Source organism: Vibrio sp. 704, from assembly GCF_033339295.1.
In genome coordinates this window covers 77,875-94,011 of sequence record NZ_JAWOUH010000004.1, presented here as the reverse complement: position 1 = coordinate 94,011, position 16,137 = coordinate 77,875, and the positions used below count along the sequence as shown (strand labels likewise).

The window sequence follows — 16,137 nt, the reverse complement described above, 5'->3', positions numbered from 1 at the left end:
CTTTCAATAAACAAGGAAAATATAATGAAGCGCTTAGTATCTCCAATCGTTACGGCAGTGGCTGCATCTACCCTCTCTTTCAACGCACTCTCAGCTGAAATCAAAAACGTCATTTTGATGATCGGCGACGGCATGGGTCCTCAACAAGTTGGTTTACTCGAGACCTACGCAAAACACGCACCTAACTCGGTTTACAAAGGCGAAAGCACAGCGTTATACAAACTCGCTCAAGAAGGTGTGATTGGATCATCACTAACCAATCCAGAAGACGCAATTGTCGTCGACTCTGCGTGCTCAGCTACGATGCTAGCGACAGGAATCCCTACCGCTTCTGAAGTCATTGGCATTGATAGCCAAGGCAACCATGTCGAAACTATTTTGGAAAAAGCCAAAAGTAAAGGTAAAGCGACAGGGCTCGTCTCTGATACGCGTATGACCCACGCAACGCCAGCAGCATTTGCCGCTCATCAACCACATCGCTCCCTAGAAAACAATATTGCGGCGGATATGCTCGAAACAGGCGTAGACGTGATGATGTCTGGTGGACTTCGTCATTGGATTCCAAAGTCGACAAACGACAAGGGAGAGACATACGAGCAACTTGAAAAACTCACTCAAGGTAATGTCTACCTAAAATCGAAACGCAAAGACGAACGCAACTTGCTTGCCGAAGCGCAAGACCAAGGCTATAGCTTAGCTTTCAGCCGCGATATGCTCACACAAGCTAAAGGTGACAAATTACTTGGACTTTTTGCTTACTCGGGCATGAACGATGGTATTGCCTACAGTCAAAGCAAAAACGATCCAAAACGCACGCAGCCATCGCTGAAAGAAATGACCACCAAAGCAATCGACATTCTTTCAAAAGACAAAGACGGTTTTTTCTTGATGGTTGAAGGCGGCCAAATTGACTGGGCTGGCCACAGTAACGATGCAGGTACGATGCTGCATGAAATGCTTAAATTCGATGAAGCGGTAAACTCAGTTTATGAGTGGGCAAAAGGCCGTGATGACACCCTGATCATTGTTACTGCTGACCACGAAACCGGCTCTTTTGGCTTTAGCTACTCATCAGCAAACTTGCCTAAACCACAAAAACGCGACGGCGAAGCATTCAAAAATCAGGATTACGCGCCAAACTTCAACTTTGGTCAGTTCGAGATCCTCGATGGTTTATACAACCAAAAGAAAAGTTACTACGGCATGATCAGTGAATTCCAAGCGCTTGATAAGAAAGAGCAAACTCCAGAGAAGTTTGCGGAAGTCGTGAACGCAAATAGCGATTTTTCGATTACGCCTGAGCAAGCAGAACGCGTATTAGCAAGTAAACCAAATCCATACCGACTCGCTGGACACAAATACTTAAGCGAAGAGAACGTACCGACAATCAATGACTTTGATGCTTTCTTTCCTTACAACGACCGTGGCAACTTGCTAGCGCGTGAGCATGCAACAAAGCAAAACACAGTATGGGGGACGGGTACTCATACGCATACTCCTGTCAACGTATTTGCTTGGGGACCTGCAGAAACTATCCTTCCGGTATCAAAAATCATGCACCACTCGCAACTAGGCGAGTACTTGAAGCAACAAATTAAATAATCAACTTGCACTTACTTCACAACTCGTGATGTTTCAACGCTCTCGCAAGGGAGCGTTTTTTTATGCATGAAAACAGTTGACGTTTTAAATCGTACACCACAATAATTATGGGTCTTTAATTATATGAATAAAGAAAATGTGCGAAATCTTTGCTAAGCAACCCCAAGACAACTATCAGTTCATCACCCGCTCTATCCGTATTGATGGTCACGCGACCAGTGTAAAACTTGAAGCGAGCTTTTGGACAATTCTTGAGGAAATCGCTAGTGCTCAAAACATGACGGTTCCTAAATTCATAAGCACTGTTTATCAAGAAGCACTCGAATACAATGGTAAAGTGAACAACTTTGCCTCCTTACTTCGATGCGCTTGCCTCACTTACGCCCGCCAACCTCAAGAGACCACTCGTCAAGCACTTGCGCAACTTAACAGGTAATAGCAACCAACCGAGCAATAACCATCCTAGGCTATGCATCCGTATTATAAACCCTTGAGCATCTTCTAATTTGTCGTACTAGAGTACTACCCAGACTCCTTTTGAAATCGCTAACCTGTGCGGACTATCAAGGAGTACCTATGACAAAAATGATTCACACCATGATCCGAGTAAGTGATCTGGACCGCTCTCTACAATTTTACTGTGACGTACTTGAACTAGAAGTCGCTGATCAATACATCTTTGATGGCTTTTCTCTAACCTATCTAGCCAACCAAGAAACTGGCTTTGAATTGGAACTGACGCACAATCACGACCAAAGTGAGCCCTACACTCACGGCTCAGGTTACGGCCACCTTGCCGTCAGCGTGGAGGACATTGAACAAGCCCACAAACGCATTAAATCTCTCGGCATTGAAACTGGTGACATCAAAGCCTTTGACCATCAACAAAAGCATTTAGCAACGTTCTTTTTTGTAACCGACCCTGATGGTTACAAAATTGAGTTCCTGCAACGCCAAGGGCGTTACCTATAACAAAAAGAGTAAACATTATGATTCACTTGACGGCTACCTTTCATGCACAACCGGGAAAAGAACAAGAGTTGAAAGAGGTACTTACCCGAGCGCTTGAACCTACTCGCAATGAAGAAGGTTGCGTTCGTTATCAATTGTTCCAAGATAAAGACAATACATGCCACTTCGTTTTTCAGGAGCAATTTAAAAACCAACAAGCATTTGAGCTTCATGGTAAAACAGAACACTTTACTCTTTTGATTAGCCAGATCGACAACTTGTTAGAATGCGAGCCGAAACTGGTGTTCTTCGACGAACTGTAACTATAGCGCTAACCGAAGATCAAAAAAGGCACTCTATCTAGAGTGCCTTTCACTAGTTGGGACCTGTGATTAAGCGTCTTGCTTCTCCACCATATGCAAATGCACATCTTGTTGTGGGAAAGGAATCGAAATACCTTCTCGGTCGAAGCGTAGTTTCACCTCTTTTGTCACATCCCAGTATACATCCCAGTAATCATCCGTTTTTACCCAAGGACGCACAATAAAATCTACAGAAGACGTATTTAATGTATGAACTTTGATCATTGGCTCTGGAGTGCGAAGTACCGAAGGGTGAGAGGTAATGATATCAGACAATACTGACTCCGCTTTTAAGAGGTCATCCGCATAGCCAATGCCAAACACCATATCCACGCGGCGAATGCGTTCATGCGTGACGTTCTTAATAACATCTCCCCAGATTTTGCTGTTAGGCACAATAATAATTTGGTTATCAAACGTACGGATTGTGGTGTTCACCAAACTCATATGGCTTACCTTGCCATCCACACCGCCAGCATACACAAAATCACCAACATCAAATGGGCGATAAATAAGCAGCATCATACCCGCCGCGAAGTTGGATAACGTGTCTTGCAACGCGAAACCAATAATCACACCAGCAATACCGAAACCGGTTAGGATTGGCGCTAGGTTCAAACCAAGCTGAGATAAGCCCACCATGATACCGATCACCCACACGAATTTGCCGGACATCGAGATAAAGAAGTCCTGCATCAAGTGGGAAAGTTTTAAGTTTTTCGATGCAACTGCTTTACGGACGACTTTGCGAGTTAACTTAGCCAGTCCGCGAGCGATCAATAAAATCAGCGCAAAAACAAACAACTGGAAGATATGCTGCGGTGCATTCTCGGCAAACCAATCCAGTGCCGAGTTGGACCAGTGACTCAGTATTGACCACACAACTTTGGTATTCAGTAAATCATGGGTGATATTACCCGTCACTTCAAAAATTTGGCGTTTGTATTCAGACGTTTCTAAACCGACTTTATCACCAATTGAAATCAGGTTGCGTAAGCTTTCTGTCGCAATATTTAGCCTTTGTTTAGTAATGAGCTGACTAAGTTGCAACGACGCTTTTTCCGACTCTGGGCTAGACGAAAGTTGGGAGCCAATGATCTCACTTTGCTGACTCAAGTACTCAATTGAAGCAGACAGTAAGCGCATACGTTTATCAATTTTATCTTTTAGTTCCGCTTCTGCGCGCTCGTTTTGGGCCCCTAGCTCCTTCAACCAAGCGAGATTTTGCCAGCTCGAATCGAAGCTAACATCAAGATAACGCTGTAGCTCTCGATAATCATTAACAAGAGCAAGCTTCTCTTCATCCTTAGCCTTATTTAAATCCTCGACGACTTTCTTTATTTTTTCCGATAGATAGTTCGTCGCGTCCTCAGAGTATTGTTCTTGTTTTTTAACTAGCAAGATCAGCTTGTCGCGAGAGATAGTTTCACGTTCAATCGCTGACGCTAACTGGCTTCTTAATTCTTCATTCTTTTGGAATAGTTGCAGTTGAAGGGCATCACGCTCGTCGCCACTCGCTTGCGAGAGGCTTTGGGATAAATCCACAATCTCTCGGTTCAAGTTGTCAATCGAGATTTCGGCAGCAGAAGGCTCTTGGATATCGTCAGTAGCAGTCGCATGAACAGCCATTGGGGAGAACATAATGACGGCAAGTGCGAATAATGTCACCCAAGATGTCAGGCGCAGTTTCTGGGGGAAATGAAACGTCATGTTTACCTCATAGGAAACAATCCTGATCAAAACAATCAGGAATAGAAGTGTAAAGCGTTGAAATCATACTCCTAAGTTTACAACACTAAATAATAAACTGAGCAGCATTTCGTTAGCGAGACGTCAAAGTTGGGAGCCCCAATAGCAAACAAGCCTTTCATTTAATCAATGAAAGGCTTGTTTGTATTCGACTAAGGACGGTTGGGATGATTTAAAATATGGTCTTCCCAATCCACCACATCAATCTCGTAAACGACTTTGTTACGGACACTTTCCCCTGCCGCATGCATTGCGGACTTAGAGCCTGTAATCAGCGGATGCCATTCTGGTAAAGGCTGCTTTTCAGCCAACAGACGGTAAGCGCACGTGTGTGGCAGCCAAGTAAAATCGTCGATGTCTTCTCGGGTCAGCTTGGTGCACTCTTCACCCGAAGTGAAACGGTTTGGGTAATCCTTACATGAACACGTTTTACTGTTCAGCCAGCTACAAGCCACATTGGTATAGTAGATTTCATCGGTATCTTCATCCATAAGCTTATGCAAACAACATTTGCCACAACCATCACAGAGAGATTCCCATTCCTCTTCTGTCATCTGCTCTAACGATTTACTTTGCCAAAATGGAGTGCTCATACTTCAGGTCTCACCAAGGGAATTTAGGGGGCGATTTATACTCTTCTCAACGCAAAAGTTCAAGTTTTGAGAAGATCTTGCATCCTTCCCACATAACGGTGGAGATATTCAACTACTTTCGTTTTACTGTTCTATCCTTAAACAAGTTTCCATTACTCAATTGATCAAGAAGGCATTAAGGAGTTTTCATGGGTATTATTTCTTGGATTATTTTGGGCTTAATCGCCGGCGCACTTGCTAAATGGCTCATGCCAGGAAAAGATGGGGGCGGTTGGATTGCAACAATGTTACTTGGTATTGCAGGGGCATTTGTAGGTGGCTTCCTTGGCGGCATTCTCGGTTTCGGCGGAGCAACTGGCGTCAACATTGGTAGTATCATTACCGCAACACTAGGCGCATTTATTCTGTTGTTTGTTTATAACCGTTTCTTAAAATAATCACGATGATTTAAAAGCAAAAAACCAAAAAGGGAGCGTAATGTTAAGCGCGCCCTTTTATTTTTTTCTTTCTTCACTCTTCCAATCCACGTCAAAATGACCATAATTGCCCCCTTAATTTTTAAGAGGTTTACATTATGGATTGTCGATTAGGATGTGGAGCGTGCTGTATTGCGCCAAGTATCTCTTCACCAATACCTGGAATGCCCAAGGGCAAACCTGCAGGTGTTCGTTGTGTGCAACTCAACGACGACAATTTGTGCAAGCTATTTGGTAAGCCTGAACGCCCTAAAGTCTGTCACGATTTTAAACCGTGTCCGATTGTATGCGGCAAGACCAATCAAGAAGCACTCGACAACATCACTGAATTAGAACAATTGACGTAATGCGACTCTAGACCACACGTTTAAAGTTAGTACCTCGGTTGTTTCTCTCCGAGGCAGTAATCAAAGCAAACTCAAGATTTAGCACTCCCCCCCTCAGCCTTTTATCTCACCCTTGAGAACTCTTGCCACATAGCGTTCCATTTGCGGTTTTTGCGCGATCTCCCTCACAATTTATTGACAATTCTCGACTATGTTCAGCGGGTCATTTAATTAAAGATCAGGAAAGAACATGAATAAGTATTTGGCTGAGGCTTTTGGCACGTTCTGGCTAGTGTTAGGCGGCTGTGGTAGCGCGGTGTTGGCTGCGGGTTTCCCTGAAGTGGGTATTGGTCTGTTGGGCGTTTCTTTGGCATTCGGTTTAACCGTTCTGACGATGGCATTTGCTATCGGTCATATTTCAGGTTGTCACTTGAACCCTGCAGTGACAGTTGGCCTTTGGGCTGGCGGTCGTTTTGAGACAAAAGACGTTGCTCCCTACATCATCTCACAGGTTATCGGCGGGCTTATCGCAGGTGGTGTGCTTTACGTTATTGCATCTGGACAAGCAGGATTCGATGTTGTGGGTTCTGGCTTTGCCGCCAATGGTTATGGTGAACACTCTCCAGGCCAATACTCGATGATCGCTGCACTTGTGACTGAAGTTGTCATGACGATGATGTTCCTGATTGTCATTATGGGTGCAACAGACAAACGTGCGCCACAAGGCTTTGCACCTATCGCAATTGGCCTGTGTTTGACTCTCATTCACCTGATCAGCATTCCTGTCACCAATACGTCAGTAAACCCTGCTCGTAGCACGGCAGTCGCAGTATATGTGGGTGACTGGGCGGTTTCTCAGCTATGGCTGTTCTGGATTGCTCCTATTGTGGGTGGCGTGCTTGGTGCGGTTATCTACAAAAACCTTCTTGGTAAAGAATCGAACGATTAATCGTTCCCAACTCTCAAAATCAAAAAAGCCGCTGAATTCAGCGGCTTTTTATTAAATTCTGTGTCGACCTAATAGCGAATGTGACAACGTCGTGCCATCAACAAGCTCTAGCTCCCCACCGACAGGCACACCATGCGCGATGCGGCTGGCATCAACTTGGTGCTCTTTACATAGCTCTGCGATGTAGTGGGCAGTGGCTTCACCTTCAACTGTTGGGTTTGTCGCCAAAATCACTTCGGTAATATCACCGCGACGTAAGCGGTAATCAAGGACATCTAATCCAATATCACTTGGACCAATACCATCTAATGGCGACAAATGCCCCATAAGAACAAAATACCGACCAGAATATTGGCCTGTTGCTTCAACGGCTGCGATGTCTGCCGGGCTTTCTACCACACAAATTTGACCATTTTCTTGGCGTTTTGGGTTGGTACAAATGTGACAGACTTCTTCTTCGGTGAAGGTTCGACACTCAGTACAATGACCTATTTCTGTCATTGCCTGACTCAGCGCATCTGCAAGCTGCAAACCGCCTTTTCTATCGCGCTGTAACAAATGAAAGGCCATACGCTGCGCTGACTTGGGGCCAACCCCAGGTAGACAACGTAAGGCCTCCATCAATTGTTCCAGCATATGACTGGTACGCATTAAAAGTCCGCTTAATTAAATATCAGCAGATTAGAATGGCATTTTCATACCTGGTGGTAGTTGCATACCGCCAGTTACAGAAGCCATTTTCTCTTTTTGAGTTTCTTCAACACGACGGGCTGCATCGTTGAACGCCGCAGCGATCAGATCTTCAAGCATTTCTTTGTCGTCTTCCATCAAACTTTCATCGATGTCAACACGACGTACGCTGTGACTACCAGTGATAGTAACTTTAACTAGGCCAGCACCAGACTCGCCAGTTACTTCCATATTCGCGATTTCTTCTTGAAGCTTTTGCATGCGATCTTGCATTTGCTGGGCTTGCTTCATTAGGTTGCCCATACCGCCTTTACCAAACATGTTTATCTCTCTGGTTTAATGAGGTGTTGCATCAATTAATGGGGTTATACCTTTGGGTTTTCAACCCCATTCCATTCGATTATTAGATAGGGCGCACACTATCTTTATCAAGCTCTGCAGCAAAACGACGTTCAATAAATTGAACATTTGGATCGTTTTCTAAACTGTTCAGCGCTTGCTGTAATTTCTCTTGGTAGAGCCTATCTCTCAGTTCAAGTGGTGTTTCTCCACTCTCCCCTATTTCGATGCTCATGTGGCACTCTTCACCTAACACGGTATTAAGTGCTTTGAGCAATTCGGCTTGAGCTCTATCAGTATTCAAATGAGCTTGGCTGCTTCTCAATAGTAACGAAACGGTTGTTCCTTCCTTACTATAATGAGAGTTTAGCGCAAGTTGCTCTACCAGCTTAGGGATCTCCATTAAGCTGATTAGCTTCGCCCATTCATTATGTTCTAATGACTCATCGATGAGCTTTTGTGCCATTTCAGGCGTTTTCTCATGCTCAAGTGCCTGCTTGAGCTGCGTAGGTGTCAGTTTTGTATTTACTTTTGTCTCAACAGGCTTGCTTGGACGCCAGCGATACGCTTCTTCAACTTGTGGCTCCGTCGACTTCGGAGCTGAGTTTGGCGACACCTGCGCGGAATTGCCATGCAATTGCGCTACTCGGTCGATAACCGATTCTGGTTGTGCAGATGCCGCTTTAGGCTTTTTTGAGCCACCATTTTGAGGAGTGTTCTGTTGTAGGCCTTGACGCTGAGAACGTAATTGGTGACGTAAACCGCTTAGACCACCGCGCGCCGGTGTTGAAACGCTCTCTTGCACTTGTTGAGGTGGCGTTTCATGCTGCGGTGCAGGGTTTTCGCTCATCGGCGGCGCCATATCATACTGTGGCGGAACCGTCTCATATCCACTCGCGTGATATTCAGGTTGTGAATTGGATGAAGGTTGAGGAGCCACTTGTGGTGAGCTTTGTGCTGGACTCGGCTGCTGAGCTCGAGGAGATGCTACTGTCCGAGCTGGCGCAGCCTTTGGTTGACTGGTACTTTGAGCCGGAGATGACGCTGGCTCGCAGTTACTAGAAACAACATTTGCCCCACTGTTATTTGATGGGCGGAACGCCATCATACGCAGCACAATCATTTCCAGACCGACTCGCCCATTTGGCGAGAGAGTCAAATCTTCACGACCTTTCAATGCAATTTGATAGTAAAGCTGAACGTCTTGCGGACTTAGTGCTTTACTCAACAACTCGATTTTTTCTGCATCTGGCTGCGCTCGGTCTAGCGACGCTGGCAGCGCTTGATACATCGCAATTCGATGAAGCTGTGTTGCGACTTGCTGCAACAAACCATCCCACTCAACACCATTTGCTGCTAATTGCTGGATTTTATCCATGGCTTGTTGAGGTTGCTTGCTACTGATTGACTCTAGTAAGTGAATCGCTTGGTCGGTATCAATCGTCCCCAACATGTGGCTGACAATATCGGTTTGCACCGCACCGTTACCTAAAGCAATTGCTTGATCAGTCAAGCTAAGAGCATCACGCATACTGCCATCTGCAGCATGTGAGATCATACCCAACGCTTTTGGCTCTGCTGAAACTTGCTCTTGACCTAGGATGTAATCAAGTTGCTGGTGAATATCATCAACGCTGATTGGTTTCAGATGAAACTGAAGACAACGCGACAATATAGTGACAGGCAGCTTTTGTGGATCAGTTGTTGCGAGTAAGAACTTCACATACTCTGGCGGCTCTTCCAGGGTTTTCAACAACGCATTGAAAGAGTGACGCGATAGCATGTGCACCTCATCGATGAGGTACACTTTAAAACGTCCACGAGCAGGTTTGTATTGAACGTTGTCTAACAGTTCACGAGTGTCTTCAACTTTAGTACGTGATGCTGCGTCGATTTCAAGAAGATCGACAAAGCGACCTTCATCAATTTCACGACAAGTATCACACTTACCACAAGGTGTCGCGGTAATGCCGGTTTCGCAGTTCAAGCCTTTGGCAAACAGCCTACCGATACTCGTTTTACCCACACCACGAGTCCCGCTGAACAGATAAGCATGGTGTAAACGGTTTTGCGCCAGTGCGTTTTCCAACGCCGTCAGGACATGTTTTTGTCCGACAACTTGGTCAAACTGATTAGGACGCCATTTTCGCGCTAAAGCTAAATAACTCATTGAATGTATTAATGTCCTTCAAAATCGCAGATGCTGTACACGTTTAGACCTAGTGCTTCTAAACGTTTATCGCCACCGATTTCTGGTAGGTTGATAACGAACGCAGCGTGCTCAACTTCACCACCCAGTTGGCGAATCAGCTTAGTCGTCGCTTCAATAGTACCGCCCGTTGCCAATAAATCGTCGACAACCAGTACTTTGTCGCCTTCAACGATGGCATCTGTATGGATTTCTAGTGTATCAACGCCGTATTCAAGCTCATAAGATTGAGCAACAGTAGGGCGTGGTAGCTTGCCTGGTTTACGCACTGGTACAAAACCAACACCTAGCTCAAGCGCTAAAGGCGCGCCAAATAGAAAGCCACGAGCTTCCGTACCCACAACCTTGGTAAAGCCCATATCTTTGTAACGTTCAACAAGTAAGTTGATCGTCGCTTGGTATGCTTTCGCATCTTCAAGAAGGCTCGTCACATCACGAAATAGAATGCCTGGCTTTGGGTAGTCTTGGATGCTTTTGATGCTAGATTTGATCAGTGAAATTGTTTCTGTAGTCATAATACCGATTTACTTAGATTGGCTCATCGCCCTCTCTAATCGCAGTATCACGAGGGCAACGAACAATAGGTTTTCACCACTATGTGCTTATTTTCGTAAAAGTCACAGGCGCTGAAAATACAAACGCCCACTCGAAGAGCGGGCACACTATTCTCTACAATCTTAGTGATTTTCTTCTCGGTCAGCAACCAACTCAATCACAGGCAGACGCATAAACCAGCTGAGTAAAACGATTAGCATCACTAAAAGACCAATTTTTACCCAAACGAGGGGGACAACAACGATTGAAACCATGAAACTAAGCGCAATAAAAATCGCACCACGCTTTTTTACTTTTGAAGTAACAGCCCGATGCTTATGCCAATTGTCGAGAATAGGTCCAAACGTTTTGTGGTTATGTAACCATTGATGAAATGCGGGGCTACCACGCATAAAACATGCGCTAGCAAGCAAAATAAAAGGTGTGGTGGGTAAAAGTGGAAGGGCTATGCCGGCTATGCCGAGCACAATACAGAGTCCACCAACAGTATTGAAAAAGTAACGCTTAATACGAATGGTGAACTCCGGTACAAAATAGCTAGATTAAAAGCCTGCGTAACCATTCATTACACGAAGCCAGGTTAGCGTTGCAGGAAGTGTTGGGATCAAAAGAACTGCAATAAAACCTAAAAAGTAAAAAATATTATAAGGCTCTTTAAAATCTTTGTCTGCCATGATGTGTCTTCTCACTAGTTGACTTTGCTTCTCCCAAGGCACAGCGTTAAATTATCGTTGCACAAATGGGTCATTATTGTTTTAAGCGCTGACTATACATTAAACAGCCAAATCTAAACACCAGTAAAAAGTAAGGTTATTAAACTAAACGTATGTTGTTTTGGTGGTTCTAAAAAGATAATAAGCAGCGTAAGGACGCTGCTTATTGGTTTGCAAGTCATAATTATACTAGTCGGGATTTCCGGGTAATACTTAAACTAAAACTTGAAGAACCTAAACACCCGATAGACAACTGTCCTGCAACACTAAGCGGTAAATCGCGGGTGATGAAGTTTTTCATACTTCCTCCCCCTAAACGGTTACCTGCTGCGATGTGTTGATTCGTATTTCCGTCAGACCAATGGCTATCTAAACCCGCAGGCAATATAGAGACCGAGGATGAAGCGAGGTCGGCGACACCAAACACAGCATTGACTGCACCCGCACACTCCGAACACTCAATTCCTTTTTCAATGATCCCTACCATGTCCTTGAGATCAGCACTGAAACTTTTCAAGTTACGGAGATAGTCGTCAAACAATGCCCTAACGAGCAATGTCGTCGCAACTCCATCATTAGCTTGGGAAGCAGAATCAACGAGATAAAACGCAAATTGACCATTCATTAACCAACGATAATCGAAAACCAAGGGCATCACATCCGTCGATTGCAATAAACGGTACGAGCAGCGCCAATCTCCCTGAGCAGCATCCTTCTCTGGCAATAGCGCTTGCAGTAAATCTCTTGCCGCACTCGGATTCTGTTGTAAATATTCCAGATGCCAATACAGCTCTTGTTCATCTGGGATTTCACCACCATCATCAACTCTAAACCACTGACTTGAAAAGTCACGTTGTTCTGAGAAGTGACTATCGGTATCTTCTAGCGTATTCTCTATCGCCTGAGATAGGTGCTCATAATTACCTATCGGTTTAGGAAGAAAATCTTTAATACCAAATCGCAACGCTTTCGCGACATCGGACATTTCATCCGTGCCTGATACCACGATAAGCGGCATATATGGGTATTCGAGACTAACTTCTTCGACGAACTCGATACCATCTAAGACCGGCATCGATAAATCACATAAGATAAGATCGGGTTGGCATTCCCTGAGTTGTTGAAGCGCTTCTAGGCCGTTTTCTGCTTCTACTACTTTAAAACCCTGACTTTCTAAATAGGCATTGGTTACTTTACGAAATATTGGATCATCGTCCACCAACATTATTAGTTTTTGATTAATCACTTCCTGTGCCGAGACCATTGCCGTTTGACTGTGAGTCTTAAACATACCTTTATACCTCACAAAGCTCAGTCAAAAAAACAGATTTATTATTAAGTCATTATTTTTGTTGTGTTTACTTCCAGCAAAACGTGTCACAGCAAGACCTGAGGCCGCTTCGCCTTGTTATAAAACTTAGCTCGGAAACTGCATTAATACAAATATTACGGCGTATAACAGTATTTACTCAAACAGGGTTGCTGTGTTCAAATGATGCAACATGTTGACTTAAAGCAAGCTTTGATCACAAAGTTAATTATAAATTAACCGTAATCGGTAATTTAATGTGTCTGGAAATATGAAATTAGATGACTTAAACCTGTTTCGACTGGTTGTCGAAAATGGGAGCTACACCGCAACTTCGCGAAAAACCATGATCCCGGTTGCGACCATCACCCGACGCATTCAAGCGCTAGAAGACTCTGTCAATCTTCGACTATTGAACCGTCATGCTCGCAAACTCTCGCTCACTGAAGCAGGGGAACGTTTTTACCATGAGTGCTCTCCTTTACTACAAAGGCTAACAACCGCAGCAGAGGAAATCACTGACGACTGCCGAGGAGCATCCGGCAAGATTAAGATATCCGCGCCTTACAACTTAACTAAACGAATGATGATGCCGATGTTCAACAGCTTTATGAAGCAGTACCCGGACATCAACATTGAGCTAACGACAGAGAATAATGCGGACAAGCTTGACCCTACTGAATGGGATGTAATTTTTCGAGTGGGACCTCAACGCGACTCTAGCCTCATCGCGCGTAAGATTGGCGAAGTGAAGGATATTCTCGTTGCAAGCCCTGACTATCTAACCTCGAATCCTGCGCCACATCATGCAGAAGAGCTCTCTAACCATTCATTGCTAAAAGGGTACCCGCTTATTAAGTGGACCTTGATTAATAGCAAAGGCGAGTCTGTGGTGAATGTTGACCGTGGTCGTTTTCAAGCAAACGCGCTCAATGTGGTGCGCAGCGCTTGTTCCGAAGGTTTAGGCATCACACTAATGCCAGATGTCATGATCAAAGAGTACATCGAGAGCGGCGATTTGGTACGCGTACTGCCAGATTGGAGTGCAAACCCGCGCGACATTTATATGCTTTACAACCACAAAGATCACCTGCCAGAGAAAGTTCGCCTCTTTATTGACTTTGTGATCGCTTATAACATTCACTAATTAGATAGCGAAAACAAAAACCAGAGCCGAAGCTCTGGTTTTTTTACGACTTAAGAAAGCGCATCCTATGCGCCTTCGTTATGAAGCTCTAGGTTTGCTAAGTCTTGTTGGATTTCAAGTTGTGTTTTCGCATCATCGTTACGAAGACCATCTAAAAAATCTAGGTATTGTTGGTCGATATCACCCGTTACGTATTCACCGTTAAACACGGAAGTATCGAACTGAGTAATGTCTTGATTTCCAAGACCTACAGCTTCTACCAAATCTTCTAGACGTTGATAAATAAGCGCATCGGCACCAATCTGCTTACAAATTGTATCGTTGTCACGGCCATGGGCAATAAGCTCTGTAGCACTTGGCATATCAATGCCGTATACGTTCGGGAAACGAACTTCAGGAGCCGCTGAGACCATGTACACTTTCTTGGCACCAGAATCACGAGCCATCTCAATAATCTGCTCTGACGTTGTACCTCGAACAATAGAGTCATCCACCAGCAACACATTCTTACCTTTGAATTCCGAACGAATAGCATTCAACTTGCGACGTACTGATTTCTTACGTTGTTGCTGGCCAGGCATGATAAACGTACGTCCAACATAACGGTTTTTCACGAAACCCTGGCGATAAGGGATATCGATCGCTTGAGCGATTTGCAGTGCAATGTCGCAAGACGTTTCAGGGATAGGAATGACAACATCGATATCAAGGTTTGCGTAATCTTCACGAATACGTTCGCCCAGCTTTTTACCCATTTCAACGCGAGCACTGTATACCGAAATTTTATCGATGAACGAATCTGGACGAGCAAAGTACACGAACTCGAAAATACAAGGGTTCAGCTTAGGATTATCTGCACACTGCTTCGTGTAAAGCTCACCGTCAAACGTTGCGTAAATCGCTTCACCAGGTGCAACATCACGGACGAAATCAAAACCGACCGCATCCAATGCCACCGATTCAGACGCAACCATGTACTCTGCTCTGCCGTTAACTTCACGCTTACCTAAACAGAGCGGGCGAATACCGTGTGGGTCACGAAATGCAATCATACCATGACCAATGATCATGGCGGTCACAGCATAAGCACCGCGAATTGTGCGATGAACATTGGTAACTGCGCGGAATACGTCTTCGGTCGTGACATTTCCTTTTACTGAGTCAATTTCGTGCGCCAGTACATTTAGTAATACTTCAGAGTCTGAAGTGGTATTGATATGACGGCGATCTTTTTCAAACAGCTTCTGACGAACTTCGTTAGCGTTAGTCAAGTTACCGTTGTGGGCAAGTGTAATACCGAAAGGAGAGTTTACGTAGAAAGGTTGAGCTTCTGAAGCGCTTGAACTGCCTGCTGTAGGGTAACGAACATGACCAATTCCGACCTCGCCTTGCAGGCGTTGCATGTGTCTTGCTTCAAATACATCCTTGACTAAACCGTTCGCCTTACGCAGACGAAAACGATTGCTTTCTATGGTACAAATACCAGCGGCATCTTGGCCACGATGCTGTAACACCGTTAACGCGTCATAAATAGACTGGTTTACAGGCGTTGTGCCCACGATTCCAACAATACCACACATGTCCTAATCCTCGATTTGCGACAGTAGCTGGCACTACTAGATAGTGCCAGACAGAAAACTTGATGTTGCTTGTAAATGCTCGAAGAATGGGGCGATGATACGGCTGAACTCAGGGATCAACTGTGAATCTTTCCACCAATCCGAGCTTGGGAATGCAGTAAACGCATCCATAAAAAACAGCACCGCAGAAACAATTAAGACTCCGCGTAGACCACCAAATACAATCCCGAGAATTCGGTCCGTACCTGATAGCCCTGTTTTTTGTACCAGTTGACCAATGACGTAATTCACCACTGCACCAACTACCAAGGTTGCGACAAATAACGCCGCAATCGCCGCTCCGTTACGAAACATATCATCTTCGATGTTGGTGAAGTACACCGCCAATTTGGCATAGTAATTACTGGAGATAAAAAACGCTCCAAACCAAATCACCAAAGACAAAGCTTCTTTAGCAAAACCGCGAACTAAACTGATCAGAGCTGAAAATCCGATCACACCTAAAATGATAAAATCTATCCAATTCATCTTTTCTTCATCTTAAGTTGGCGCGCATTTTAACAGAAAAAATGCTGACGCAAACGTTT

The 16,137-nt window shown here is 44.7% G+C and carries 19 protein-coding genes; 8 read left to right on the top strand and 11 right to left on the bottom strand.

Annotated features, from left to right (window positions below; genetic code table 11):
* The first annotated feature begins 24 nt into the window (after positions 1-24).
* The 4 genes from R7R24_RS08650 (at position 25) to R7R24_RS08635 (ending at position 2,876) form a co-directional block, all read left to right on the top strand.
* Entirely contained in the window at positions 25-1,602 is a 1,578-nt protein-coding gene (locus tag R7R24_RS08650; RefSeq protein WP_005380687.1) for an alkaline phosphatase, read from the top strand.
* Positions 1,603-1,738: 136 nt separating this feature from the next.
* Positions 1,739-2,038, top strand: a complete 300-nt coding sequence (locus R7R24_RS08645) for a ribbon-helix-helix domain-containing protein (protein WP_064368687.1) — start codon at positions 1,739-1,741, stop codon at positions 2,036-2,038.
* A 140-nt stretch (positions 2,039-2,178) separates the two neighbouring features.
* Positions 2,179-2,574 (top strand): VOC family protein, encoded by a 396-nt coding sequence (locus R7R24_RS08640; protein ID WP_005380685.1) that lies wholly within the window; start codon positions 2,179-2,181, stop codon positions 2,572-2,574.
* Positions 2,575-2,591: 17 nt separating this feature from the next.
* A complete protein-coding gene (locus tag R7R24_RS08635) occupies positions 2,592-2,876 on the top strand; it encodes a putative quinol monooxygenase (protein WP_225491491.1) in 285 nt (94 codons plus the stop codon).
* A gap of 69 nt (positions 2,877-2,945) precedes the next feature.
* Here R7R24_RS08635 and R7R24_RS08630 read toward each other — a convergent pair whose 3' ends face one another.
* Entirely contained in the window at positions 2,946-4,625 is a 1,680-nt protein-coding gene (locus R7R24_RS08630) for a mechanosensitive ion channel family protein (RefSeq protein ID WP_005380681.1), read from the bottom strand.
* Positions 4,626-4,816: 191 nt separating this feature from the next.
* The gene (locus R7R24_RS08625; protein WP_005384948.1) at positions 4,817-5,257 is read right to left on the bottom strand and encodes a YcgN family cysteine cluster protein; all 441 of its coding nucleotides are present in this window, start codon (positions 5,255-5,257) and stop codon (positions 4,817-4,819) included.
* 188 nt (positions 5,258-5,445) lie between these two features.
* Between R7R24_RS08625 and R7R24_RS08620 the strand changes: the two genes are divergently transcribed.
* From R7R24_RS08620 to aqpZ, 3 genes are all read left to right on the top strand, one after another.
* Complete coding sequence (locus tag R7R24_RS08620; RefSeq protein WP_005380625.1) at positions 5,446-5,694, top strand: GlsB/YeaQ/YmgE family stress response membrane protein; 249 nt, start codon at positions 5,446-5,448, stop codon at positions 5,692-5,694.
* Positions 5,695-5,831: 137 nt separating this feature from the next.
* The gene (locus tag R7R24_RS08615) at positions 5,832-6,080 is read left to right on the top strand and encodes a YkgJ family cysteine cluster protein (RefSeq protein ID WP_065767476.1); all 249 of its coding nucleotides are present in this window, start codon (positions 5,832-5,834) and stop codon (positions 6,078-6,080) included.
* 229 nt (positions 6,081-6,309) lie between these two features.
* On the top strand, positions 6,310-7,008 hold the full coding sequence (gene aqpZ, locus R7R24_RS08610; RefSeq protein ID WP_005384951.1) for an aquaporin Z: 699 nt from the start codon (positions 6,310-6,312) through the stop codon (positions 7,006-7,008).
* A gap of 51 nt (positions 7,009-7,059) precedes the next feature.
* On the opposite strand, the gene recR is transcribed toward aqpZ, so the two are convergent.
* The 7 genes from recR to R7R24_RS08575 all read right to left on the bottom strand — a co-directional run bounded on the left by recR (position 7,060) and on the right by R7R24_RS08575 (position 12,805).
* Complete coding sequence (gene recR, locus R7R24_RS08605; RefSeq protein WP_005380619.1) at positions 7,060-7,659, bottom strand: recombination mediator RecR; 600 nt, start codon at positions 7,657-7,659, stop codon at positions 7,060-7,062.
* A 30-nt stretch (positions 7,660-7,689) separates the two neighbouring features.
* The gene (locus R7R24_RS08600; protein ID WP_005380618.1) at positions 7,690-8,019 is read right to left on the bottom strand and encodes a YbaB/EbfC family nucleoid-associated protein; all 330 of its coding nucleotides are present in this window, start codon (positions 8,017-8,019) and stop codon (positions 7,690-7,692) included.
* A gap of 82 nt (positions 8,020-8,101) precedes the next feature.
* Entirely contained in the window at positions 8,102-10,207 is a 2,106-nt protein-coding gene (gene dnaX / locus R7R24_RS08595; protein ID WP_225491492.1) for a DNA polymerase III subunit gamma/tau, read from the bottom strand.
* A gap of 8 nt (positions 10,208-10,215) precedes the next feature.
* Entirely contained in the window at positions 10,216-10,761 is a 546-nt protein-coding gene (gene apt / locus R7R24_RS08590) for an adenine phosphoribosyltransferase (protein WP_005380615.1), read from the bottom strand.
* A gap of 162 nt (positions 10,762-10,923) precedes the next feature.
* Positions 10,924-11,310, bottom strand: a complete 387-nt coding sequence (locus R7R24_RS08585) for a YbaN family protein (RefSeq protein WP_080276930.1) — start codon at positions 11,308-11,310, stop codon at positions 10,924-10,926.
* Positions 11,311-11,343: 33 nt separating this feature from the next.
* Positions 11,344-11,475 carry a hypothetical protein gene (locus R7R24_RS08580; protein ID WP_005380608.1) on the bottom strand — a complete coding sequence of 44 codons (132 nt, stop codon included), beginning with the start codon at positions 11,473-11,475 and terminating at the stop codon, positions 11,344-11,346.
* Between the two features lie 223 nt (positions 11,476-11,698).
* Positions 11,699-12,805, bottom strand: a complete 1,107-nt coding sequence (locus R7R24_RS08575) for a response regulator (protein WP_005380606.1) — start codon at positions 12,803-12,805, stop codon at positions 11,699-11,701.
* 289 nt (positions 12,806-13,094) lie between these two features.
* Here R7R24_RS08575 and R7R24_RS08570 point away from each other — a divergent pair, with 289 nt between their 5' ends.
* Complete coding sequence (locus tag R7R24_RS08570) at positions 13,095-13,970, top strand: LysR family transcriptional regulator (RefSeq protein WP_005384959.1); 876 nt, start codon at positions 13,095-13,097, stop codon at positions 13,968-13,970.
* Positions 13,971-14,035: 65 nt separating this feature from the next.
* On the opposite strand, the gene purF is transcribed toward R7R24_RS08570, so the two are convergent.
* Entirely contained in the window at positions 14,036-15,550 is a 1,515-nt protein-coding gene (gene purF, locus R7R24_RS08565) for an amidophosphoribosyltransferase (RefSeq protein WP_005380592.1), read from the bottom strand.
* A 36-nt stretch (positions 15,551-15,586) separates the two neighbouring features.
* Complete coding sequence (locus R7R24_RS08560) at positions 15,587-16,078, bottom strand: CvpA family protein (protein WP_005380590.1); 492 nt, start codon at positions 16,076-16,078, stop codon at positions 15,587-15,589.
* Positions 16,079-16,137 lie beyond the last annotated feature (59 nt).